The organism is Chryseobacterium endalhagicum, from assembly GCF_016745235.1.
Lineage (GTDB): Bacteria > Bacteroidota > Bacteroidia > Flavobacteriales > Weeksellaceae > Chryseobacterium > Chryseobacterium endalhagicum.
Genome location: NZ_JAELVM010000001.1, coordinates 1674644 through 1696379, shown reverse-complemented (window position 1 = coordinate 1696379; position 21736 = coordinate 1674644). Strand labels below are relative to the sequence as shown.

Below are 21736 nucleotides of genomic sequence, written 5' to 3'. Positions count from 1 at the left end.
TACCATTTCTGAAAAAAGAGATGGGTTATGAAACAGTATCCCAAAAAGTCCGGCAGGTCCGGCTCAATCGGTAGAATAATCTCCTTATCCGGAGCTGAAGATACTTTAACCATCAAATTTTAACGAAATGATTATTATTAACAAAATCCTCAACGTCGACGATTATTATTTCGACGTGTTCATGTCCGTCTCAGAAGCGCTTACCGGATTTTCTGTGAACGAATTACAGTCTACAGGTCTGGCAGAAACCTATTACACCTACATTCTGGGAAGTATGGAAGCCGCCACTTTCGTAGAATTCCTGACTGTCTCCAAAAATGTATTTGAAAATTCTTTCAGTCAGGATCAGTTAAAAAACACGATTGCTTCTGAAATCATGGCAGATCCCGGCCTGAATGATATGGCTGGAAAAGTGATAACCATCTGGTATCTGGGAACCTGGGAAGGTGCCTATATCAATGATCTTTCCTATAAAGAAGGTTTGGTATGGAACGTCATGCACGCCCATCCGCCAGGAGCAAAACAGCCCGGCTACAAATCGTGGAATATTAAACCTGTAAACAGTAACTCATGAGCCAGAAAGACCATAAAAAAGATGTGATCATCGTAGGAACGGGGATCGCAGGATCATTGATCGCAAAACTGCTGACCGATCATGTATTCGACACAAAGAAAGGTAAAATGATCCACCGTGCGGATGCCAAAAAAGCGGAAAATACCCGCGAATTGTCGGTACTCATGTTCGAAGCTGGCTTAGAAGCCGGTCTGGAGCTGGATTCCGTGTCATCCATGACGACTTATAACGAGTATATGCGTACTTTTTTCATGCAGGAAGCCAAAGTCCCGAATTCTCCGTATCCCAACTTAAAACAGGCTCCTTCACCGAATGTTCTGGATATGGAACCTATCGTTCCCCCGTTTCCTGATAAGAAAGGATATCTGGTTCAGTTTGGGCCGATGCCGTTTGCGAGTGATGCCATCAGAGTTGGCGGCGGGACTACCCTTCACTGGCTGGGAACTACTCCCAGGATGCTTCCGAATGATTTCAGGCTTACCGAAAAGTACGGTATAGAAATCAAACAGCCTGATTCTGATAAGAAAGCTCCTATCAACTGGCCGATTGATTATGAAACCTTAAAACCCTACTATGAAATGGCCGAATTCGAGATTGGTGTTTCAGGAAATGTTTCGAAACAGGAATATCCTATTTCTGAAAGTATGGAACAGTATTACGGGGATTATGTTTTTCCTATGGAAGAAATTCCTCAGAGCTATATGGATCAGAAGATCATTGACGGGCTTAAGGGAACGAGTGTCCATTTAAATTTCGAAAAAATTCCGTTAATGATGGTTCCTTCTCCACAGGGAAGAAATTCCATTCCGAATCCGAAATACGGGAAAACGAAAATCATCAAAGCGGAAACCGTACAAAAAGGCTATAAACTGGTTTTGGACAGTTCCGGAAAAGAGGAATACAAGGCTCTCGGCTCGGTTTGGAATCCTTATATGGGAGAACGTTGTGAAGGAAATGCATCATGCGTTCCGATATGCCCGGTGCAGGCTAAATACAATGCTTTAAAGACGTTGAAAAAAGCATTATACAAAATGAATGAGAATGAGAACCTTACCCGCAACCCGCATCTTGAAATTAAAGCACAGAGCGTTGTGTACAGATTAAGTGTTGATCAGAAGGATAAGGATAAAATTTCAAAAGTTCATGTAAGACGTTACATTTCAAAAGAGAAGACCGATTTTGTGGAAGAGGTTTTTGATACATCCGACACCATCGTGATTCTGGCGGCTAATGCTTTTGAAAATCCAAAAATCTTACTGAATTCAAAATATACGGTTACTGAAAATGGTAAAACCATTGAAAAAACAGTGGCCAACCGAAGTGATCAGGTGGGGAGGAATTTAATGGATCATATGGTGATGCTGACCTGGGGACTGTTTCCGGAAGCGGTTTACCCATACAGAGGTCCCGGTTCTACCACAAATATCTCTTCTTTCCGCGACGGGAATTTCAGAAGTGAATTTTCAGCGTGGATCTCCCCGCTTGACAACTGGGGATGGAGCTGGCCGACATTTTCTCCGGGCTCTGACCTTTCAGAATTTCTGGGCGACGGACTTTTCGGAGCGGAACTGAAAGAAGCACTGGCTTCCCGGCTTTCCAGACAGGTTCTGTTTCATTTTGAAATTGAGCAGCTGCCTGACCCGAACAACCGGGTAACGATTAATGATCAATACACGGATGCATTGGGAATTCCACGCCCTGTTATTCATTATGAGCTGACAGACTATGAAAAAAGAGCCATGGAGCAGGCCAAACTGGCTTCGGATCAAATGTTTGCCAAGCTCGATATTCAGGATTTCACCAAATATAATGCAACGGACAACAATACTTTTGTGTACAACAGCGTGAGATATTCTTATAACGGAGCGGGCCACATCGTAGGAACACACAAAATGGGCTCTTCCCCGGATGATTCGGTAACGAACAGCTACTGTAAATCATGGGATCACCCAAATTTATATATCGTCGGAGCCGGAAATATGACGACTCTTGGAACTTCAAATCCTACTTTAACACTTTCTGCATTCACGATCCGCTCGGTGGAATCTATCCTTGCAGATCTTGAAAATCAATTAAAAAACTGAAAACATGAGACAAAGACTTATCAATAAAACAGTTCCTCAGGAAACTTTATCGAAAGGAGGAACATTAAAAGGTGCAAAAGGTATAAGCAAAAGTGCGATCATTGCAGAAACTATTTCTTTACCGACTTTACTGCTGGATTCCACCATCAGTAAGGCAGACTGGATCGAAGGGCTGAAACATCACAGCAAAACACTGACCAGTCTTTTGCTTAATGACCAGATTGACGCGTTCAATGAATATTTAAGTTCACAGTTCGGTTCCGGAATCCCTGAATTATCTGAATCCGTTTCTAAAACTAAAAAGGGATTGACAAGCATCAACTACCGCCCTATTCTCCAGGATCTTCTGCAAACGGCAATCCTCATTGAGCATTCCACGATTCCGCCTTATCTTACAGCTTTGTACTCTATAAAAGACGGGACCAATGCTTTGGCCTCACAGATTATAAGAAGTGTTGCCGTAGAAGAAATGCTTCACCTGATCATGGTTTGTAATGTGATGAATGCGGTGAATATCCAGCCTTCCGTCAACCGCCCGCAGAATTACCCCAACTACCCGATGAAATTACCTATGAACGTTGATTTCTACGTAGGTCTGGAAACGTTCTCTACCAACAGTATCGCAACCTTTATCGCTATTGAAAGTCCGAGCAGTCCATTGGTAAAAGCTCCGAAATCTGATAAAGTAACGGTACCGCAGGCATTATTTTCCAAAAGTGCTGCTGTACAGGAAAATAATTTCTGGACGCTGGAAAACATGAAGGGTTTCATCATGGAAAACGTTCATACCATTGGTGAATATTACGATGTATTATTCTTTTATATCACTGTTTTCCAAATTATTGCGTATTACAAAGAGCATGGCAGCTTTCCACAAAATTTCGAGGAATTAAATACAGGAGGAATTTTCACCGGAAATCCGGCCAAACAGATCAGTCCGGAGCAATATTACGGCAGCGGCGGAAAATTACATCCTGTGGAATCTTTATCAGGCGTGATTGCCGTTTTCCAGGAAATTAAAGGTCAGGGTGAAGGTGCGGATGATTCTATTTTTGATGTAGACCCTTCCCAGTTTGAAGAAGGCGCTGAACTGGCCCATTATTTCAGGTTTAAAGAGGTTTTCCATGAACATTTCTATATCAATGGAAACTATCAGCCTTTTATGGATGAAAACGGAATGATGCCTGTAAACACGCCACCGAACGGGAAAGCTTTACCTGTAGACTGGAATGCCGCTTATCCTATGAAACCCAATCCGAAAATGGCAGATTATGAATCGAATCCGCAATTGTACGCCCAGGGGAAAGCGTTTAACCAAACGTATAAAAACCTTCTGGATGCCATCCAGGCTGCTGTAGAAGGCCATGCAAAGGAACTGGAAAAATCGGTTCTGTATATGTACGCCTTGAAGGAACAGGCTATCGGACTGATGAGCCAGCCACTGAATGCCCAGCAGAATGCGGGACCCACTTTTGAATATCCAACGAATTAATAACCATAAAAACTAAATACCATGTTTAAACGAAAAAAAGAAAGCCTTCAGGCAGGAAGTGAATTATTCCGCAAAGGTCCGGGTGAGAATCAGGGGACCCTGGCAGAAATAATGAACGGATACTCAAAACTTCTCATCGATGATCCGGTTCTGCCTTTTAAAGAAGAAAACCTGCAAAAGATTGCAGGGGATGTAGACTACGGTGTTCTGGAAGCACTGGACGGAACCTGGGTAAGCTATAATGCGAATTACAATAAAAATGTACCTCAGCCTTCATTAGCGAGTGGAATCCATACAACGATCATGCCTTCACCAGGAACCAATTCGGGAACGATTCCCGGTAAATTCAGTTTTGACAGTGAGGAGTATATTGAGAAACTTACATTTTCCCTTGTTCCCGGCGGTGTCCGTAACCGTGGCGGTGCCAGCGAACTGTTCTGTGGGGCTGTGAAATATGAGCAAACGATTAAAAGTGTCAATAAAAAAGAAGGACAGCCAGGTTTAGAGTATACCTCTATCCATGAGGAAAACGGGATGTATCTTTGGCTGAGTGACGTTTACAATCATGCAGCCACCAAGGAATCGATTGAAAAAGACCGCGGAATCCACGCATTCTCTGAAGAGGATTTTAAAAATTACGGATACACGGGAGAATACAGGGACGAACCTTTGGTTCAGATCTCAGCAGATGAAAATCATAAAAAATACATTCTTCTGAGCGAGCTGCAGCCGGGACAAGAATATTACGAGATCATTCCTGCCCAGGAACTGAAACCGGGAGACGGTGTCAAAGGTCCTTATTTTATTCCTGACTACTCTATTTCAAGAAGCGGCGTAATTCCTCATGGTAGTACCATTACTTTACTAGGCGATATTGTACCCACCGGTAAAAATTATCTGATCAAAGGTTCTCCGCAATTCCCATACGGTAACGCAGCCTGGCAGACCGATCACCTTGCCATTTCACGAACCATGGGAGGAGCCGGTGCAAGCGCGGCCGATCCTATCAACCTTGATGAACCGGCACCAGCGTGGGTTCATGAAACGCTGACGGACAAAAATGATGAAGGTTCCAATAAAATTTATACACAGCGTATTCTTGCTGATGATTTGTATCCTTATTCGGTAAGACCAGATTTGAGGCTGAGAGACACTTTAAGCGGGCAGAATGTCAGCAATTATGTTCTTGTTCAGATGTCATCAAAAATGAAGACCGGTGCACAGGGTGGAATTTTAAATGTTCCTTTCGTGAACCGTTTTGTTCCTACGGTTGAAGTAGATTTCCGTCTGTGGATTGAAACCGTGATTGAAGATGGAAAAGAAATTCTTCAGCTGCAATACGAGCAGATTGTATTTTTCGAATTTGATTTCGGAAACGACGGTGGAACAACGAGCTGGCCGCATATCCAGGTGAATACGCTTCGTAAGCTGGAAGATATTCCTGCGGATCAGAGAGCTATTATAGAAGAGCAATTCTTTGATAAAACGCCGAAGATGAATATTCCGGATGACTCTGTGAATCCGCCTGCGGGATGTCCTTATCATAAGGGATAGGATGATTTCACGCAGATTTGGCAGATGATTGCGGTTATTAAAGCCGTAAGCATCAACTAAAAACAGATCAATTAAAAATTTCCACGGTGTCTTTGTGATGCTGTGGATTTATTTTTCTGGCTATATTTAATATGTTCGGGACAAGGCATTTTTGTTTTTTGTGATTGGTCAGGAAGTCTGAAGCTGGAAGAGGGAAGTTATTGAAGGCCGGAGGTAGAAATATATGTGGTTTTTATTAATATTTTAGACGGCATAACCCTAATCATTTATTTCCCGCAGATTTCACGGATCTGGCAGATGTTTGCGGCTATTAAAGTTGTAACCATTAACTGAGAATAGATCAATTAAAAAAATCGATGGAACTGAAACTTTCGTGAAATGGGTCGGCAAATCCCCACTATTTTAAACTAATGGCACAAAACCCGATCGGGTTGAAAAATATTTTACAGATCCGGCAGCTGTTTACCTATTAAAATCTGTATCACCAGCTCAATCTGTCAGGGAACAAAAAATATTACAGGTTCTCAAAAGTCTTGTCTACTAAAAAAGAAACTGCTTTTTTGATTTTTTCCCGTCCGCCAGGGGTGTTAAGGTCTATTCCGCAGAAGACGCTGCCATTCACTTCAGAATACAGATTCAGGTAGTAAAGCCCTGAAACCATAATAGCCATTACCGCACGGAAATCCTGTGAATGTTCCCCGAAATGGGGATCACTGATCATTTTAAACAGAAGCTCTCCATTTTCTTCCTGAAGATTGGTCATTTTTGTTAATGATCTCCGGGATTCGGATAAACGCCACAGTAATAATTTCTGCAGCTCCTTGTTGCTGGCTACAAAATCAAACTGCTGCAATAACATGGCTTCGGTTAATGCTTTTCCTCCGTCTGACAGATCCGGCATTCCGGCTTCAGCGCTTACATTGCTCCAATAATCCTGAGAACGGATATATTCGTCCATCAGGCCATCGAGACCGCCAAAATAGGTGTAAATCATCTTTTTATCTACTCCGGCAGCCGCGGCAATATCATTCACCTTTAATCCGGCATACCCTTTTGTTGTGAGAATTTTTCCGACGGCATCCAAAAATTTCTTCTTACTACGCTCTCTGTTGCGGATGCTGCCCGCTACTGGTTTTCTTTCCATGGTTTGAGTTCGTTTATACAAGTTTAAGAAAATTTTAACCATTTTAAACACTAATTAGTGTCTAATTTTATATATTTGCACAAACTAAACCATTCTATATATATCAAAAACACAATTCAAGTTGAAAAAATTAACTACAATTCTGAAAAGAATTCCACATTTCGCAAAGAATCAATCAGTAAAAGCTTATGTTTCTGCATTTTCCATAAATTTAGCAGAAAAAGTAAATTATTTTGAATGATTCACCGGTAAATGGTTCCCTCAGTGTATTCCTTTGGTTTAAAAAAAATTCGGCAGTAATGATGAAAAAGAATGAAAAATGATGACCAAGTATTATGAATGATGATGTATTGAAGTGAAAAAAAATGGCTGCATACCATAAAAAGCAATTTCGAAACACCAATAACTAAGGTAAAAACACTAAATGTAAACAGCATCACTAGAAATCTAATGATGCTGTTTTTATGTTGTGCCATCAATTTTGGCAGTAAGACAATTATTATTTTTTGATTATCTTTTCCTTTAATTGTTCTCCTTCAAGGGTAACTGCTTCCAAGAAATAAGTTCCAGGCTGCAATGCTGAAACATTGATTACATTACTGTTTACCTCTGAAAAATGTTTTATCAGCGCTCCTGCTGCGTTGTAAATTTTAACAGTCTTTACTTCTTTGGACCAATATAAATTTTCAGAAACGGGATTTGGATAGATCTTCACTTGTTTTGTTGAAAAAGATTCATTCTCATTAGTCCCTAAAAAAGAACAAGCCCCCATAATCATAGTTGGTATTGGGGTAAAACTTCCAACAATACTTCCATTTCCAAGCTCTCCGGAATGATTTCCTCCCCAAGACCATACAGAGTTATCCTGCTTTATAGCGACACAATGGAGAGCTCCGCAATCTATACTTTTCCAGTCATAAGAATTCCCAATCTGTACAGGAGAGTTTCTTTGTATGGTAGTTCCGTCTCCTAATTCGCCGTTTTCATTTTTACCCCACGCCCATAAGCTTCCATCATTTTTAATGGCATAGCTCCTGTAATAAGCCGCACTGGTAATCGTTTTCCAATCAAAGGAGTTTCCAATGCGTACAGGGGAATTTCTTTGTATAGTAGTTCCATCTCCCAATTCACCTTTTTCATTCTGACCCCATGCCCAAAGACTACCATCTGTCTTCAGTGCCAGACTGTGAAATCCTTTCGTAGAAATAGATTTCCAGTTATTATCTGTTCCAACCTGTTGTGGTGTAGAAAAATTACTTGTATTTCCTAAACCCAACTGCCCGACAACGTTATTGCCCCATGACCATAATGTCCCATTATTTTTCAGTGCAAGGGTATGATGGCTACTTACTGTAATGAACTGCCAATCAGTATCCGGTCCAACTTTGATTGGCACCAAAGATGGATTGATTGGTGTTGTACCATTGCCGAACTGCCCTTCAATTCCGGTACCCCATACCCACAGAGTACCATCCATTTTAACACCATACGCTGTAAAAAGTCCCACATAAAGAGCTTTCCAATGATCAGTCCCAATTTGTACGGGTGAATGGATTGGAACTGTAGACCCATTTCCAAGATCATCTCCCTCTCCCCATCCCCAAAAGGTTCCATCATTCTTTAAAGCGAGAGTTGACATATAAGAATGAGAGATACTTTTCCAGTCACCTGATGTAGTCAGTTGAAATGGTGTTCCTCTGCTTATATAATCGTTCGTTCCTAATTGTCCATAATGATTACTACCCCATTCCCAAATATTTCCATCGCCACTGATAGCGGCTACCGTTTCAAACTGGGTATGGACTGTTTTTAAACATTGTGCCTTAAAACCAGCAGACAAAGAAGCGGCAAGGAATAAACTCATCAATCTATTTCTCATAAAATCATCAATTATTAATTGCCGCAAAAATAACATTATTTTAATAATCATAAGTGAGAGTCTTTGATTACAAGCTTTGTTTGAAAAAATAAACATTCCATCAAAGCTATCTCATTTATCTTCCGAAGAAACAATATCTGGCATTTACTCAACAATAGTGAAAATTTTAAATAAACACTACTGACACCCTCTTGTCATACCTCTGCTCTATTTTTACAGAATAATTTAAAAATTTAAAAAAATGAATTTAGTATCCATCCGTATTATTACGGCCTATATTGAAAATTTAGTTCCATTTTATGAGCAGATCACAGGAGTTCAGGCTATACAGTATACTCCCGATTTTGCTGAGCTTAAAACCTCTGCTGGTACTCTTGCTATCGGCAGCACCAGGACTTTGCAGTTTTTCGGAGGTGAAACGGTGGCACAGCCTGCTGAAAACCGCTCTGCAATCATAGAATTCAGGGTTGATGATGTAGAGAAGGAATTTGAACGGTTAAAAGATTTCCTATCGTCTTATACAGTCCAGGAACCAACGGTTATGCCCTGGGGCAACCAATCGTTATTATTCAGGGATCCTGATGGGAATCTGGTGAATTTCTTTACGCCTGTTACGAAGGAAGCAATGGAAAAATTCAATTCTAAAAAAGATTAAAAACAGATTTCTAAATAAGGGGAAAGTTTTCATTGCTGATCAAGGCTTTCACAGCTTATAAAAATTAAACCAAAGCAAAAAACTGCTTTGGTTTAATCATTTATTGTATTATATAATTATCCTTTTGCTTTCTCATCTGTAAAAAACTGATAGCCAGCTTTCTTTTCAATAAGCTGCAGCGGATATAATTCAGGGTTGTATTCGCCGTTCAGGACTTCATTCAAGGCGTGCTTTTTGGATTCACCGAATGCTACAACCAGTATATTTTCAGCTTTGTTGATCAAAGGTGCGGTCAATGTAATTCTGAACATTTCCTGAGGCTTCAGATAATAGGCAGAGACCCATTTTTCTTTTTCATCCAGAACAGCTTCGCCCGGAAATAAAGAAGCGGTATGGCCATCGTCTCCCATTCCTAAAAGGATAAAATCAAAAACGCCTTCATCCCCCAGAACAGTTCTGATCTGCTGCTCATATTCTCCGGCATACTCTTCCGGAAGTATTCCGTCACGGTACATCGGGAAAATGTGATCTTTACTGACCGGAACTTCATTGAGAAGTTCTTCAAAGGTCATTTTTGCATTGCTTTTTTCGTCATCCAGAGGAACCCAGCGCTCATCTACCCAAAAAAAGTATACTTTATTCCATTCTATTTTTTCTGCGTATTCTTTGGCCGCGAGCAATTTGAAAATGGCTTTGGGAGAGGAACCTCCGCTTAGTGCGACTACAAAACGGTCGTTTTTCTGAATAGATTGGTGTGAAAGCTCAACAAAAGTATCTGCTGCCTTTTTATACAATGTTTCTAAATCATCAAATACGGTAATATTCATGTTTGCTTATTTAAATTTGATCATAGTTTATACCCAGCTGTGTCCCTGTCTTTCAACAAGAGCAAAACTGTCTTTTGGTCCCCAGCTTCCTGCTTCATAGTTGGGAAAAGAGGTTTCCTTATTGTTTTCCCAGGATTCCTGGATGGTTTTTACGACATCCCAGGCTTCTTCCACCTGATCGGAACGCATAAATAAAGTAAGGTCGCCTAAAAGCGCATCCAGTAACAGCGTTTCATAAGCCTCAGGAGTATCTTCCTTGCAGGCAAAATAATCGAAGATCATTTCAACGGGCTGCAAAGCTAAGGAAAGTCCCGGTTTTTTGGTCATAAACTGCAGTCTGATGTCCATCATCGGTTGAATATTGATAATCAGTCGGTTGGCAGATAAAAGCTGTGATGTATCTGAAAAAGTGGAATGAGGAAGCGGCTTAAACTGAATGGTAATATAAGAATGCTTTTCTTTCATTTTTTTTCCGGTACGGACGTAGAAAGGAACATTCTGCCATCTTTCATTGTCGAGATAGAATTTCGCGGCTACAAAAGTTTCCGTATTGGAATCCGGGGCAATGCCATCTTCCTGACGGTACCCTTTAGCTTCTGCTCCGTTGATTACGCCTTTTCCATACTGGCCTCTCACGGCATAATGATCTACCTGATCTGCCGGAATTCTGCGGATGGATTTCAGTACATCTACTTTTCGGTCCCTGATCTCCCCCGATTCCACGGAAGCCGGTGGTTCCATGGCCACCATACACAGGATCTGCAACAGGTGGTTCTGAATCATATCTTTTAAAGCTCCGGTCTGCTCGTAGAAGCTGCCTCTTGTTTCCACGCCAACTTCTTCGGCGACTGTAATCTGCACAGATTCAATATATTTATGATCCCATAAAGGTTCAAAAATAGAGTTTCCAAATCTGAATGCCAGTATATTCTGTACGGTTTCCTTGCCTAAATAATGATCGATACGGTAAATCTGCTCTTCTTCAAACGTTTCTGCCAGAAGGCTGTTGAGCTCAATCGCCGACTGTTTGTTATGACCAAAAGGTTTCTCGATAATGATACGGTCCTTCTGCGGATCGGAAGCCAAAGCCGTATTTTTGATATGATTGGAAATGGTGGTAATGAAATTGGGCCCGATTGATAAATAAAACAAGCGGTTGGCTCTCATTCCATAAACCGCGTCCAGATCTTTCAATTTCTGGTGGAGGTCCTGATATGAATTTTCCTGGTCCAGCTGATGTCTGAAATAGGTAATGTGGGCCTGAAAACCTGCCCAGTCTTCGGAAGTTACTTTTTTTCTGGAGAAATCTTCGAGATTCTCTTTGATGTAATTTCTGAAGTTTTCATCGGTATTTTCTGCTCTTCCCAGGGCGATAATATTAAAGCCTTTGGGCATTCTGCCATCGATGTATAAGTTATAAAATGCGGGAAAAAGTTTTCTTTTCGCCAGATCTCCTGTAGCACCAAAAATAATGATCGTCGTTGGCTGCAAGATTTTATGTTCGTTCATTTTCTCCGAATTTTAATTGTTTACGCTGTTCCAGGATGTATGAAAAACGCCTTCTCTATCGATTCTCTGGTAAGTATGGGCTCCAAAATAATCACGCTGGGCCTGGATAAGATTTACCGGAAGAGATTCTGTGGTGTAAGCATCAAAATAGCCTAAAGCCGTTTGAATTCCTAAGCTTGAAATCCCATTTGATGCAGCAAATGAAGCTGTTTTTCTTAATGATTTGATTTTTGATTTAACGAGTCCTGAAATCTCTTTGTCTAGTAAGATATTAGACAGGTTCGGGTCCTGGGTATACGCTGCGTAAAACCTCTCCAATACAACGGAACGAATGATACAGCCGCCTCTCCAGATTTTCACGACATCTTTTAATGGAATTTCGAAGCCGTATTCTTCAGATGCTTTGACCAATAAAGCCAGGCCTTGTGCATAGCTGATCAGGGTAGCCAGATACAGGGCATCTCCCACTTCCTGAATGAATAATTCTGTATTTTCCGGGCTTATTATTTCTTTTTCTGAATATAATTGAGAAGCCTGAACCCGCTCGTTTTTATAAGCTGATAAAATTCTTGAAGTTACTGCAATATCAATGGTTGGAATAGAAACTCCAATTTCCATAGCCTGTTCAGAGGTCCATTTTCCAGTTCCTTTTGCGCCTGCTTTATCTAAGATCTGATCCACCAAATAATTATCGGTCAATGAATCTTTCTGCTGGAAAATATCTCTGGTGATCTCGATCAGGAATGAATTCATTTCACCATTATTCCACTCTTTGAAGACTTCATAAAGCTGATCGTTGCTGAGGTTGGCTCCTCTTTTCAGTAAATCATAAGCTTCACTGATGAGCTGCATGATGGCATACTCAATTCCGTTATGCACCATTTTCACATAGTTTCCGGCGGAACCTTTGCCCATATAGGCTGTACAGGCCTCGTTATCTACTTTTGCGGCAATGGCTTCAAGCATTGGTTTCAGAAGATGGAAGGCTTCCAGATCTCCTCCAGGCATAATGCTGGGACCTGTTCTGGCTCCTTTTTCGCCTCCTGATACTCCCATTCCCATAAAGTGCAGGTTTTTTGAGGCCAAATCAGCGATACGCCTGTTGGTATCTTCGAAATAAGAGTTTCCGGCATCTATAACGATGTCTCCTTCGGATAAAAGCGGTGTGATGTTTCCCAGAACGGCATCTACAGGTTTTCCTGCGGGCACCATAAGAATAATTTTTCTGGGGGTTTCCAGTACGGATACAAAATCTTCGAGAGAATGTGTTCCTTTAACCTTCATTTCTGAAGCTGCATTTTCATGCAATTCTTTTACTTTTTCTTCATCAAGATCAAATCCCGCGATTGAAAAGCCGTTATCGGCAATATTATAAAGAAGATTTCTGCCCATTACGCCAAGGCCAATCATTCCGTAACTATATGTCTCCATTGTATTTAAATTAATAATATAAACTCCATTATACAAGGAATAAAATTACGCAAATGCTTATCAGGAAAAAAATAAATAGGAATAAAAAATCCTTAATTTTCCTGTTAAATTTAGCCTTGAAAATAAAAAAGCGGCCATTGGCAAGATGACCGCTTTTTATGTCTCCAAACCGGATAAAGTTTCCGGACTGACTGAGAATAGATTTTATAATAAATGATTTGGTACTGATTATTTATAAAACTAACATCCCTGAGTGTAAAATATATTATCGCGAAACTGAATATTCTTTTTTGTCTGTAAGAACTTCTATCATCACTTTTGCAATTCTTTCTCTGTCTTCATCGGAAAGATTGGTTCCGGACGGCAGACATAAGCTGTTTCCAAATAAAGTTTCAGCTACTTTTCCTCCGTAGTACGGTGCATCTTCAAATACAGGCTGCAGGTGCATCGGCTTCCAGATAGGACGTGATTCAATGTTTTCTTCCAAAAATGCAAGACGCAGGTCTTCACGTGTTTTTAAAGCTTTTGTTTCGTCTATGGTAATCACAGACAGCCAATGGTTGCTGTAGAAATCTGAGTTTGGTTCGCAAAAGAGTTCTACTCCATCCATATCTTTACAGATTTCCTCGTAAAATTCGTGCATCTTTCTACGGCCATCTACTCTGTCATTCAATACTTCCATCTGTCCGCGTCCGATTCCTGCACTGATATTACTCATTCTGTAGTTATATCCAATGTGGGAATGCTGATAATGCGGAGCATTGTCTCTAGCCTGCGTGGAAAGGAATACTGCTTTTTCTTTGTCTTCCTGAGAATGACAAACCAATGCTCCTCCTCCTGAGGTGGTAATAATTTTGTTCCCGTTGAATGACAAGATCCCGAAACGTCCGAAAGTACCGCAAGCTTTTCCTTTGTATTTGGAACCCAGTGATTCTGCAGAGTCTTCAATGACAGGAATGTCATATTCTGCAGCAATGGATAGAATTTCATCCATTTTTGCAGGCATCCCGTACAGGTGTACCACAATGATGGCCTTAGGCTTATTGCCTTTTGCAATTCTATCTTCTATAGCTTCCTGTAAAGCATCCGGGCACATATTCCACGTATCTTTTTCTGAATCAATAAAGACAGGGGTAGCTCCCAGATAGGCTATAGGATTGGCAGAGGCGGAAAATGTCATAGACTGACAGATGACCTCGTCTCCGTGGCTTACGTTGCATTCAATTAAAGCCAGGTGTAAAGCGGCAGTTCCCGAAGAAAGTGCGGCTACTTTTACTTTTCCATTCAGAAACTTTTCGATATCCTGTTCAAATCCGTCTACATTTGGCCCAAGGGGCGCAATCCAATTGGCATCGAATGCTTCATTAATGTATTTTAGTTCGTTTCCTCCCATGTGAGGAGAAGACAGCCATACTTTTAATTTCATATTTTCTACTATTCTATTTTTTATATTTCTACTTTTTATTATTTTACCCGGATTGCCTACTACCGTGCTCCCGTCCGGGATGTCTTTGATAATAACCGCTCCGGCCCCGATGGTACACCACTTTCCTATTTTTATACCCTGTATCACATTGGCCCCGATTCCGATGTGGGTTCCTTCCCCTACGGTAACATTTCCGCCCAGCGCCGCATTGGGAGATATATGTACAAAATCCCCGATGATACAGTCATGATCTACGGAAGCATTGGTATTGATGATACAATGCTTTCCAACCTTCACTACCGCGTTGATGCTGACACCAGCCATCACGATAGTTCCTTCCCCTATTCTTACACTTTTGGATACGATAGCCTGGGGGTGAAACAATGTCGCATAATGAAATAAATCTGCCTGCTCAACAATTCTTTTCCGGACCTTATTATTGCCTATAGAAATAAGGATCTCTATATCATAAGGCGGAATTTCATGAAGAACCGGGTAGTTCAGCACACTCTTTTTCGACAGGTTTTCATCGATGAAAGCTTCAATGCTGTACCCGCATTCTTCGGCTATTTCAGCGACTACCTTACCATGACCACTTGCTCCGTATAAATACATATCTGATCTACTTTAAATTAATTAAACCCATTAAAAGCTTCTGTTGTTGCCTGCCCCACCTGATTGATACCTTCTTTTTTAAGTACTTTTTTCAATGTAAGCAGGATCACTTTGCCATCTGTTGCCAGCGACAAATTATCGATATACCATATGTCTAATTCAAATTTCTTAGTCCATGATATCGCGTTCCTTCCGTTCACCTGTGCCCATCCGGTGATTCCCGGGCGTATGTGGTGTCTTCTTTTCTGAGACTCGTTATATAATGACAGGTATTGAGGCAGCAAAGGTCTGGGACCTATGAGTGCCATATCTCCTTTTAATACATTGATCAGCTGCGGAAGCTCATCCAGGGAAGTCTGTCTTATAAAACTTCCCACAGGCGTCAAACGCTCCGAATCCGGCAGGTAATTGCCCCGGCTGTCTTTTTTATCATTCATCGTTTTAAACTTGATGATATTGAACATCTTCTCATTCAGACCGGGTCTGGCCTGAAAAAAGAATGGTTTCCCCTGATTGGCGATGTACAGCAATACGGTAACCACGATGAAAACAGGTGATAACACAATCAATCCTATTAACGCGATCAAAAAATCTATGATCCGTTTAAAAAAGTTTTTATACACGATATTCTCTTTCTTTAACCAGTTTATGATATTCTCCTAATAAAGCCTCCCAAACGACTGACTGCTCATACCGGGACTGAATCATCTCCCTTGCGTTCATCCTGGACCGGTCATAATACCCGGTATCCGTTAGCATTCTTTCCATGGCTTCTTTAAGCTTTTCTGTATTTTTAACCGGAACGATGATTCCGTTCTGGTCTTCTATAATAATTTCATTGCATCCGTTGATATTGGAAACAATGCTTGGCAGCCCCATTGCTCCTGCCTGCATGACTACATTGGGAAATCCTTCGCGGTAGCTTGGAAATGCCAGTGCATCTGAAACCGCAAAATAAGGGCGTACATCTCTCTGAAAACCTACAGAGATGATATCCGGGTTATTTTTGATTTCGTTTAAGGTATCCGGATGCAGCGGATCGAGATCTTCTTCCAAAGGGCCAACCAATAATAATTTGGCGCGTTTTGAGTTTTCCGTGTTCTTTAACCCGGAAAAAGCATTCACCAGCTCATTGATTCCCTTATCTCCTACCAGACGTCCCACAAATACAAAAACAAAATCTCCGGCTTCTATTTTTAATTCTTTTTTCAGAAGCTCTTTCTGGGTGTCGGTGATTTGTCCGGGTGAAAAGAATGAGGTATCAATTCCGTTTGATGAACCGTTTCCAATTACTTTTAACTTGTATTTATCGGTATAATTATGCTCCAGAATAAAATCAAATAATCCCTGTGAGTTTGGGTAGACTTTCGTAGCAGAAGCGTAAGTTAATTTTTCTACAAATTCCAGGATCTTACGTTTAGTCCCGGTTGCTTCCATGAGAGGAAGTCCGGCCACGGTATGCAAGCGGTGGGGAACGCCCGCCATTTTTGCCGCGAGCATTCCTACAATCCCGGCTTTAGGGGTATGGGTGTGAACGATCTGCGGTTTTTCTTTTTTCAAAAGCCTGTACGTGCTCCATAAGGACTTCATGTCTTTAACGGGAGTCATCTGACGGGACATATCAATGGGAATGACTTCTATATTCTCGTCATTTTTCACTTCATCCAGTTCTTTGCCATGTGAAGAAACGCCTATTACCTCGAAATGATTTGACATAAATCGGTGCTGCCCTTTCAATAAGATCTTTAAAGAAAGTGGAATGGTTGTGATGCGGATCAGTTTAGCTTTCAATTTCAGTCAGTTGTTTTAATTATATTTGGTTCCTTTTGATGAGGAATCATTAAAAATTTATCCTTTTTAGTTTCTTTAAGTGACATTTTTTAATCAATACATATATTATCCCTAATTTGGGATTTTTTAATTCGGAATGTCATATCCCTTAATCAGTTTTAAATTCTTTCAGGCTCACAAAAGCCTCGTCCTGAACTTAATACTGTTCAATACTTCGAATAATTTTTTCGTGTTTGTGTTTGTGTGTTTTTTTGCTGTGGTAATGGTTTTGAGAGGTTATTAATCTCTTACTCACCATCTACATTCTGATATGGAATACCTTAATGTTTTTCGCTTCTATATTCATGTTACTGATACTTGAATTTACTATTGTCCTTAACATTTTTTAAAAGTGATTCTTTAGAACTATCAATTTTGTTATTGATATTGAATTTATAATTATTCATTTGAATCATAGGATATAATCCAAACTGTTCTCTTTTTTCAAAAGGTCTTGTCACATTATGGGTAACAAAGTTATCTATTTTAAAATACCCTGTCATTTCCTTGATGTTCGGTCTGGTTTTATATCCTGCGATATAAATTCCTGAATTGGCGTTCTCAACCGTAATATTGTTGCAGGAAACGGTGACAGATTTTGATATTTTCTGGTTTCCGTATTGTGCCAAATGCAGGTCTATCCCTACGTTTGCGTTATTTATCTTAACATTTTCTATGTTGATGTTTTGCAATTCATTGGAACTGTCATCAGGTTCAATATCAATACCCGCCATAGGGTTGGTTCCGTTGATATTTGTAATTAACAGGTCTTTAATCAATACATCCTTACCTCCAGCAATTGTTATTCCATTTCTTCTTACATTATTTATAATTCCTCCGATAATATTAATTTTCTCTGTGGACAATACCTGGTCTTTTGTAATACCGGCCCTCATATTTCTCATGGTTTTTACCACCACGATCCCATCTCCCCAGCAGTTGGAAATATTGGCATTGAAAATATCTATATTCCTTGAACCTCTGATATCAATACCAAATCCCCATTCTCCTTTAGTATCCAAATGCTTATCCCGGTCACCGACTAAGGTTGGATTGTAGATTTTAACATTTTCAACGCCATGTAAGCTTATGATCTGGTATCTTACATTAGCCGTTGGTTTCAGGATTAAGGAAGAATTTTTCTGAAAATAGATCTGTGAGTTCGACTGTGCAAAAACACCGCTCGTCATTAACGGAAAATCCGGCATGATGACGTTCTTATTACCATCAATCGCCTTTTGAATGTACTCTGTATAATCTACCGTACCGTCTTTCACATATCCTTTTGGAAGTGCTGTTTCTATTTTGAAAAAATCACCGGTCTGAACAGCAATCTTCTGGGTTACTATTAATGAACGATCAACCGCCACCTTATCTTTTCGCTGAGAACAGCAAATCACCGAAAAGGTTGACATACCTAATATTAAAAATGATTTTATAATTTTCATAATAAATCTTTTATATTATTTTTTACGATTCTATATTTTCCACTGCCTTCTACAGGAATCTCATCTACATACTTGAGATGTATTTTCATCACATTTCCCACCCTGTCTCTCCAGTTTTCAATAAATATTTTTTCAATCTGTTTTGAATAGATTTCCTTGTCAGTAACAACATACAGATCCAGTTCATCCAGCTTATTCTGAACAGCCTGAAATCTGATAATCCCTTTGGTGTCTTTTAAGGTATTGGAAACATTTCCCAAATTGATTTTTCCGTTTTCAACGGAATAGATAAAGTCATCAATTCTCCCTAAAATTTCTTTTACCAAAGGATTGTTATTTCCACAGCTGCATTTTTTATCTGCATCTTCAAGGGTTATTGAATCCCCGATATCATATCTTACCAAAGGAGTGGCCGCCGTTGTAAATGAAGTAACTACCAGCCTTCCGGACTGCGCAGGCTGATTATTTTCATCTAAAACTTCAAAAACCCCGGTCTGTAATTCTAAATGAAGATTTCCTTTTTCGCACTCTATGATAAAAGGAGCGCCTTCAGAGGAAGCATATTGATTGTAAAGTTTTGTTTTAAAAAATTTCTCAATATAGTATCTTGTTTCATCGGTAATGGTTTCTGCCGTTGGGAAAACCGCTTTCACGGCATTTTCCGGAAAGTCGTATCCGTTGGCAATACCATATTTGGCAATTTCCAGGATGGTAGAGGGAAATCCCACAAAATATTCCGGTGTGAAACGGATGAGATCTTCCACATAATATTTAAGATAATCATCCTTGATATGGAATGTGGAATAGTAACGGACATGATGTACAAAATCTGTCTTCCAGAATCTCTTCTTTTTAACATCACTATCCGTCAATAAATTTTTACCGGAAAACCACGCTGTTTTCTTGCCCAGTTCGTACCCGAATCTGGATCTGAAATCATCTAAAAACGCAAATCTTTCCTGACTGTCTCTGAAAAAGAACTTCACTTCCAGGGATTTTCCTGTAGTTCCTCCTGTTTTGGATTTTTCTAATTTTTCTGAAGTTTTTACCGTAATGGCATCAATATTATTACGGAGCACTTCTTTATTAACGATGGGCAGGCTGGAAATATTTTCTATTAATTCAGCATGCTCGATATTTCCGATCGTTTTTTTATAATAATCCGAGTTTTGAGTTACAAATTCTATGAATTGTGCATACCTGTTTTTCTGATATGCTTTTAATTCTTCTAATGATAAATGGCGGTTTTCTTTTTTCTCTTTCCTGAAATTCTGGTATTCGCCGCCATATCTTCTTTTGTAAGCCTGCCTGTTATAGGCATAGACCAAACAGTTCTGAAGAAAACCGGGTAATATTTTATATACTTTCTCTTTCATTAAAAGCCTTGTTTAATCATTAATTTAGTAAAGTTTCCAAAATCCATATTCTTCAATAATGAAGCATATTTTCTATAGAGTAAATTTTTTAAATATTTTTTCTCGTCTATAGATTTTACTGTAGAAAAGTCCAGATGATAGATGATGGATCTTGTCACATCTGACTTTCCTCCGCTATTGTTTTCGGCCTCCTGAAGGTATAATTCCGTCACTGCAGGGGAATAGGCTATTCCAAATTCTCTGGCTAACCTCGCCCACAGATCCATATCTTCTCCTCTGGATAAGCGTTCATCGAATGAGTTGGCTTTCAATAAAGCTTTTTTACTCACACAGACACAGGATGTATGGATTACTCCTTTTTTAAGAACTATTTTGAAATAGTCTTTGACCAATCCTTCTTTAAGCTCATCCTGTTTTCTATTATCAACAATGTTTCCTGTACCATATTTTCTTGCAAAATTGGTCACAAAAACATCTGCATGGTCTTTATATTTTGTAATCAGCTTACTGATTTCCTCCAAATGATTGGGCAGCCATTCATCATCTGCATCCAGAAACGCAATGTATTCATATTGGGATCTTTCAATTCCGGCATTACGGGCCGAAGAAACGCCTCCATTTTCTTTATTAAACAGCTTCACTCTTGGATCATCTATTTCACTCACGATGTCCGGACCTTTATCTTTGCTGCCATCATTAACAATAATGATTTCAAAATGCTGATACGTCTGATTCAGCACTTTAAGGATGGTTTCCTTAATATATTTTTCTTTGTTGTACAAAGGGATTACTACTGATATCATTATTTTAAATTAAATATTAAAAACAGGAAGAAACAAATAAAGAATACTCCCAATAAATTGATAAATCCTATTTTTCTGTTGGTCTGCGTGTATGGATACATCAGAAAAGGAATGAAGATCCATGACAGAAAACCAAAACGGTCACTGAACGCGGCGGAGAACATCAGAAAGAAAAAAGCCGATGTAAGCATATACGTTACATAAAACCTTTTATATTTTAACTTCTCCTCTATATTTTCTATATTTTTAAGGGTATAATACCCAATCACCGCAAATATGGTATTGAATACAAAAAAGTTCAGTCTGAAACCTGTTTTGTAAGCCACTTTTGCGCCTTTTGCGTAATACTGATCCAATCTTTCCTCTACCAGAATATTCAGTACCGGGATCTTCCCTAAAAGATCATTAAGATTAAAATTCACCAATGACAGTACGGTAGCCACGATGTAGATGGAAAATATCACCTTGAGGTTATTGATCTTCGTAGACATTAAGAAAACCACAATAGGGATGATAATGGAAGCATGGTTAAAAAATGCAATGATGAAAAACACAATGGCTAACCACTTTTTCTTATCAAAATAGGTTACGGCCAGAAAAAAGAAAGAGAAAGCAATCCCCTGTCTTGTGGTGTTGATCCCCATTGTTTTAAAGAAGAACATACTGACCACAATAAAGAAAATCAGAAATCTGTTTTTCTGGGTTAAATTCCTTATCCCTACAATAATTGGCGTTACGTATAATATGGCATTTAATGTAAAAAATGCTTTATAATTGTCACTCAGCTTACGGGCCAGCATGGAAACAAAGTAAATTCCTATATCCTTGAGCTCACTTAAAGATCTTACCACTTTAGCTCCGGTGAAATAGATCAGTGATCTTTCTGAATCCGAACCTACTTTCTTGTCCCGGAATCCGATCAGTAATATCATAACCAATGCAAAAAATATTAATAAAAAATTCTGAATTTCATCAGAGTTTTTTCTTCTGTAGATATATTCATTAATCAAAATGACAGCAAAAAGTGCTACACTTAAATAAACAAGTGTAAATCTTAAATTAAATGCATTTATAATAGCGTCCATTTCT

17 protein-coding genes and 1 pseudogene are annotated in these 21736 nt (G+C 39.6%); 5 read left to right on the top strand and 13 right to left on the bottom strand.

Annotated features, from left to right (window positions below; genetic code table 11):
* The first annotated feature begins 127 nt into the window (after positions 1-127).
* From JET18_RS07395 to JET18_RS07380, 4 genes are read left to right on the top strand one after another with little or no spacing between them, the layout of a single operon-like run.
* Complete coding sequence (locus JET18_RS07395) at positions 128-574, top strand: hypothetical protein (protein WP_202089976.1); 447 nt, start codon at positions 128-130, stop codon at positions 572-574.
* Positions 571-2658: a GMC oxidoreductase gene (locus JET18_RS07390; RefSeq protein WP_202089975.1), complete on the top strand. Its 2088-nt coding sequence runs from the start codon at positions 571-573 to the stop codon at positions 2656-2658. The genes JET18_RS07395 and JET18_RS07390 overlap by 4 nt, the downstream gene beginning before the upstream one ends.
* Before the next feature lie 4 nt (positions 2659-2662).
* Positions 2663-4150 (top strand): ferritin-like domain-containing protein, encoded by a 1488-nt coding sequence (locus JET18_RS07385; protein ID WP_202089974.1) that lies wholly within the window; start codon positions 2663-2665, stop codon positions 4148-4150.
* A 21-nt stretch (positions 4151-4171) separates the two neighbouring features.
* The gene (locus JET18_RS07380; RefSeq protein ID WP_202089973.1) at positions 4172-5704 is read left to right on the top strand and encodes a peroxidase, FMP-type; all 1533 of its coding nucleotides are present in this window, start codon (positions 4172-4174) and stop codon (positions 5702-5704) included.
* 514 nt (positions 5705-6218) lie between these two features.
* Here JET18_RS07380 and JET18_RS07375 read toward each other — a convergent pair.
* Together JET18_RS07375 and JET18_RS07370 are read right to left on the bottom strand one after the other, a co-directional pair.
* Positions 6219-6848 carry a TetR/AcrR family transcriptional regulator gene (locus JET18_RS07375; protein WP_202089972.1) on the bottom strand — a complete coding sequence of 210 codons (630 nt, stop codon included), beginning with the start codon at positions 6846-6848 and terminating at the stop codon, positions 6219-6221.
* A 499-nt stretch (positions 6849-7347) separates the two neighbouring features.
* Complete coding sequence (locus JET18_RS07370) at positions 7348-8778, bottom strand: RCC1 domain-containing protein (protein WP_202089971.1); 1431 nt, start codon at positions 8776-8778, stop codon at positions 7348-7350.
* 190 nt (positions 8779-8968) lie between these two features.
* On the opposite strand from JET18_RS07370, the gene JET18_RS07365 reads away from it, so the two are divergent.
* Positions 8969-9382 (top strand): VOC family protein, encoded by a 414-nt coding sequence (locus tag JET18_RS07365; RefSeq protein ID WP_202089970.1) that lies wholly within the window; start codon positions 8969-8971, stop codon positions 9380-9382.
* Positions 9383-9498: 116 nt separating this feature from the next.
* Here the strand turns inward: JET18_RS07365 and pgl are convergent, their stop codons facing one another.
* The 11 genes and pseudogenes from pgl to JET18_RS07310 all read right to left on the bottom strand — a co-directional run bounded on the left by pgl (position 9499) and on the right by JET18_RS07310 (position 21732).
* Positions 9499-10209 carry a 6-phosphogluconolactonase gene (gene pgl / locus JET18_RS07360; RefSeq protein ID WP_202089969.1) on the bottom strand — a complete coding sequence of 237 codons (711 nt, stop codon included), beginning with the start codon at positions 10207-10209 and terminating at the stop codon, positions 9499-9501.
* Positions 10210-10236: 27 nt separating this feature from the next.
* Positions 10237-11718, bottom strand: a complete 1482-nt coding sequence (gene zwf, locus JET18_RS07355) for a glucose-6-phosphate dehydrogenase (protein WP_202089968.1) — start codon at positions 11716-11718, stop codon at positions 10237-10239.
* 12 nt (positions 11719-11730) lie between these two features.
* Positions 11731-13149, bottom strand: coding sequence for an NADP-dependent phosphogluconate dehydrogenase (gene gndA / locus JET18_RS07350; RefSeq protein ID WP_202089967.1), 1419 nt, complete (start codon positions 13147-13149; stop codon positions 11731-11733).
* Positions 13150-13414: 265 nt separating this feature from the next.
* Entirely contained in the window at positions 13415-14575 is a 1161-nt protein-coding gene (locus JET18_RS07345) for a DegT/DnrJ/EryC1/StrS family aminotransferase (protein ID WP_202090739.1), read from the bottom strand.
* Between the two features lie 54 nt (positions 14576-14629).
* A pseudogene (locus tag JET18_RS07340) lies at positions 14630-15190 on the bottom strand (acetyltransferase); the annotation flags it as partial.
* A 17-nt stretch (positions 15191-15207) separates the two neighbouring features.
* Positions 15208-15813: a sugar transferase gene (locus JET18_RS07335; RefSeq protein WP_202089966.1), complete on the bottom strand. Its 606-nt coding sequence runs from the start codon at positions 15811-15813 to the stop codon at positions 15208-15210.
* Positions 15806-16981 carry a glycosyltransferase family 4 protein gene (locus tag JET18_RS07330; RefSeq protein ID WP_394369513.1) on the bottom strand — a complete coding sequence of 392 codons (1176 nt, stop codon included), beginning with the start codon at positions 16979-16981 and terminating at the stop codon, positions 15806-15808. Before JET18_RS07330 ends, JET18_RS07335 begins: the two co-directional genes overlap by 8 nt.
* Before the next feature lie 347 nt (positions 16982-17328).
* Positions 17329-18435: a hypothetical protein gene (locus JET18_RS07325; RefSeq protein ID WP_202089965.1), complete on the bottom strand. Its 1107-nt coding sequence runs from the start codon at positions 18433-18435 to the stop codon at positions 17329-17331.
* Positions 18436-18464: 29 nt separating this feature from the next.
* Positions 18465-19844, bottom strand: coding sequence for a phenylacetate--CoA ligase family protein (locus JET18_RS07320; protein WP_202089964.1), 1380 nt, complete (start codon positions 19842-19844; stop codon positions 18465-18467).
* Positions 19844-20647: a glycosyltransferase family 2 protein gene (locus JET18_RS07315; RefSeq protein ID WP_202089963.1), complete on the bottom strand. Its 804-nt coding sequence runs from the start codon at positions 20645-20647 to the stop codon at positions 19844-19846. Before JET18_RS07315 ends, JET18_RS07320 begins: the two co-directional genes overlap by 1 nt.
* Positions 20647-21732, bottom strand: a complete 1086-nt coding sequence (locus JET18_RS07310; RefSeq protein WP_202089962.1) for an EpsG family protein — start codon at positions 21730-21732, stop codon at positions 20647-20649. Before JET18_RS07310 ends, JET18_RS07315 begins: the two co-directional genes overlap by 1 nt.
* Positions 21733-21736: the final 4 nt, after the last annotated feature.

Coding starts and splice junctions, on each gene's coding strand:
- pgl (WP_202089969.1), bottom strand. CDS start 10,209: ATGAATATTACCGTATTTGATGATTTAGAAACATTGTATAAAAAGGCA.
- gndA (WP_202089967.1), bottom strand. CDS start 13,149: ATGGAGACATATAGTTACGGAATGATTGGCCTTGGCGTAATGGGCAGA.
- JET18_RS07315 (WP_202089963.1), bottom strand. CDS start 20,647: ATGATATCAGTAGTAATCCCTTTGTACAACAAAGAAAAATATATTAAG.
- JET18_RS07375 (WP_202089972.1), bottom strand. CDS start 6,848: ATGGAAAGAAAACCAGTAGCGGGCAGCATCCGCAACAGAGAGCGTAGT.
- JET18_RS07370 (WP_202089971.1), bottom strand. CDS start 8,778: ATGATTATTAAAATAATGTTATTTTTGCGGCAATTAATAATTGATGAT.
- JET18_RS07365 (WP_202089970.1), top strand. CDS start 8,969: ATGAATTTAGTATCCATCCGTATTATTACGGCCTATATTGAAAATTTA.
- JET18_RS07385 (WP_202089974.1), top strand. CDS start 2,663: ATGAGACAAAGACTTATCAATAAAACAGTTCCTCAGGAAACTTTATCG.
- zwf (WP_202089968.1), bottom strand. CDS start 11,718: ATGAACGAACATAAAATCTTGCAGCCAACGACGATCATTATTTTTGGT.
- JET18_RS07395 (WP_202089976.1), top strand. CDS start 128: ATGATTATTATTAACAAAATCCTCAACGTCGACGATTATTATTTCGAC.
- JET18_RS07325 (WP_202089965.1), bottom strand. CDS start 18,435: ATGTCAACCTTTTCGGTGATTTGCTGTTCTCAGCGAAAAGATAAGGTG.
- JET18_RS07390 (WP_202089975.1), top strand. CDS start 571: ATGAGCCAGAAAGACCATAAAAAAGATGTGATCATCGTAGGAACGGGG.
- JET18_RS07380 (WP_202089973.1), top strand. CDS start 4,172: ATGTTTAAACGAAAAAAAGAAAGCCTTCAGGCAGGAAGTGAATTATTC.
- JET18_RS07320 (WP_202089964.1), bottom strand. CDS start 19,844: ATGAAAGAGAAAGTATATAAAATATTACCCGGTTTTCTTCAGAACTGT.
- JET18_RS07345 (WP_202090739.1), bottom strand. CDS start 14,575: ATGAAATTAAAAGTATGGCTGTCTTCTCCTCACATGGGAGGAAACGAA.
- JET18_RS07310 (WP_202089962.1), bottom strand. CDS start 21,732: ATGGACGCTATTATAAATGCATTTAATTTAAGATTTACACTTGTTTAT.